This window comes from Actinomyces polynesiensis, assembly GCF_000820725.1.
Classification (GTDB): domain Bacteria; phylum Actinomycetota; class Actinomycetes; order Actinomycetales; family Actinomycetaceae; genus Pauljensenia; species Pauljensenia polynesiensis.
Genome location: NZ_CCXH01000297.1, coordinates 1 through 2,426, shown reverse-complemented (window position 1 = coordinate 2,426; position 2,426 = coordinate 1). Strand labels below are relative to the sequence as shown.

The 2,426-nt window shown below is 69.0% G+C and carries 1 protein-coding gene; it reads right to left on the bottom strand.

Translation table 11 applies throughout. The annotated features are described in order from the left end of the window. Positions 1-602: 602 nt before the first annotated feature. A complete protein-coding gene (locus TA90_RS12315; RefSeq protein WP_043536898.1) occupies positions 603-2,030 on the bottom strand; it encodes an NAD(P)-dependent malic enzyme in 1,428 nt (475 codons plus the stop codon). Between the last annotated feature and the right edge of the window lie 396 nt (positions 2,031-2,426).

The window sequence follows — 2,426 nt, the reverse complement described above, 5'->3', positions numbered from 1 at the left end:
ACACACCGATCCGGCACCCAGGAGGTGCTTTTCGAAGTGGTGTTTCGCGCCATGTCTCCGGGCCTTGTCTCAAGTCCCTGCCGTTCGGCGCAACGGAGATAACTTTATGCAGGCCACCCCGACCGGTCAAATCGGTTCGGGGTGAGCGTGGACACAGCGTCCGGGATCCGCGGGATCCCGCGGATCCCGTCCCCGCTGGATGCCCGTCCGGCCGTTGCTGACGCTGCTCCGCCCTCGTCCTCGGGCCACTCCCATGGCCTCCCGACCTGCATAAAGGGACGCACTTCACGTCGCGGCACTCCCCCGGCGACGGATGCCTGGGAAGCACGTCGCCCCCTGCCTCCCTCCCCCGGTGGAGCCCACCGGGGGAGGTGACACACCTCGGGCCCATGACGGAACGGACCTCGACGTCGAAACAGGGCTGACCTCGCCGTCCAAACTGAGCGGACCTCAACGTCGAAACAGGGCTGACCTCGCCGTCGAAACAGGGCTGACCTCGCCGTCCAAACGGAGCGGACCTCGACGCCGAAACGGAGCGGACCTCGACGTCGAAACAGAGCGGACCTCGACGCCGAAACAGAACGGACCTCGCCGGTGTGGGGTCAGCGGGAGTTGAGGTGCTCCTGGACGGGGATGTCGATCGTCGGCAGGTCACGAACGGCCTGCTGGACGGCACGGGAGACCGCGCGGGGCACCCGCTCGTCGAAGACCCCGGGGATGATGTAGCTCGGGCCCAGCTCGTCCTCGGAGATGACCCCCGCGATCGCGACGGCCGCCACGCGCAGGACTTCCGTGGTGATCTCCTTGACCTTCGCGTCGAGCAGTCCCCGGAACAGACCCGGGAACGCCAGCACGTTGTTGATCTGGTTGGGGTAGTCGGAGCGCCCCGTCGCCACGATGCTCGCGTGCTTCGCGGCCTCGAGCGGGTCCACCTCCGGGGTCGGGTTCGCCAGGGCGAAGACGATGGCGCCGTCCGCCATGGTCGCGATGTCCTCCCCCGTGAGGATGTCACCGTGGGAGACGCCGATGAAGACGTCGGCGTCGCGCAGGCCCTCCTGCAGGGATCCGTGGACGTGGCGGGGGTTGGTGTTCTCCGCCAGCCAGCGCCGCGAGGGGTGCATACCCTCGGTGTCGTCCCCCGACAGCGCGCCGCTGCGGCCGTAACCGACGATGTCGCGCGCCCCCTGGGCCAGGAGCAGCTTGATGATCGCCGAGCCCGCCGCACCTACGCCGGAGACGACGATGCGGACGTCGGCGATGTTCTTGTCCACGATCCGCAGGGCGTTCAGCAGCGCGGCGAGCACCACGATGGCGGTGCCGTGCTGGTCGTCGTGGAAGACCGGGATGTCCAGTTCCGCGCGCAGGCGCTCCTCGATCTCGAAGCAGCGGGGCGCAGAGATGTCCTCCAGGTTGATGCCGCCGTAGGCCGGGGCGATCGCCTTGACGATGGCGATGATCTCCTCGGTGTCCTTCGTGTCCAGGACGACGGGCCACGCGTCCACCCCGCCGAACTGCTTGAAGAGCACCGCCTTACCCTCCATGACGGGCAGTGCCGCAGCAGGGCCGATGTCCCCCAGCCCGAGAACGGCCGTGCCGTCGGAGACGACGGCCACCGTGTTCGCCTTCATGGTCAGCAGGTGCGCCTTCTGGGGCGAGTCGTGGATCGCGGTGCACACGCGCGCGACTCCCGGGGTGTAGGCACGGGAGAGGTCGTCGCGGTTGCGCAGGGGCACCTTCGAGTGGACCTCGATCTTGCCGCCGATGTGGGAGAGGAAGGTCTGGTCCGCGACCGAACGGGTGGTCACGCCGGGGAGTCGGTCGAGGCGCTGCTCCACATTGCGACGGTGCGCGGAGTCGCGCATGTCGCAGGTGAGGTCCAACGTGATCTGCCCGCGGTCGGAGTAGGCGACGTCGAGGCCTTTCACCTCCGCACCGGTCTCGACCACTGCGTCGATGACGTCGGCGATCGAGGAGGTCGACTCATCGACCTGGAGGCGGTAGGAAGCGGTGTAGGACGGCGACGTTCGCATGGGTGACCTCGGGTTCGGACTCGTGGTGGGAGCAGGTGTGCACATCCACGTGCACGCAGGTCACGCGGCATCCACGGTGCTGCCGGGCGACCGTCTGATTGTACGCCCGCACGCAGCCGCTTCCGGCTCCCGACCAGGGCGCGGACGGGAGTGGACAGACCTCTCTCCGACCGCCCGTCCCGGCGGCACGACGGGGTCGGGCCGAGGGGTCCCAGGGCCGGGGCAGGGCCGGGGCAGCTCCGGGGTCGGGGCGGGGCGGGCGGGGCGGAGGATGACGAGACGGCAAGTTCGCGCACGGACCCCGTCAGAACTTGCCGTCTCGTCGAAGAGGCAAGTACGCCCACCCCGGAAGCACCGGCATCTGCGCAGGTCACAGCCCCGCGACCGCAACGCACG

Coding starts and splice junctions, on each gene's coding strand:
- TA90_RS12315 (WP_043536898.1), bottom strand. CDS start 2,030: ATGCGAACGTCGCCGTCCTACACCGCTTCCTACCGCCTCCAGGTCGAT.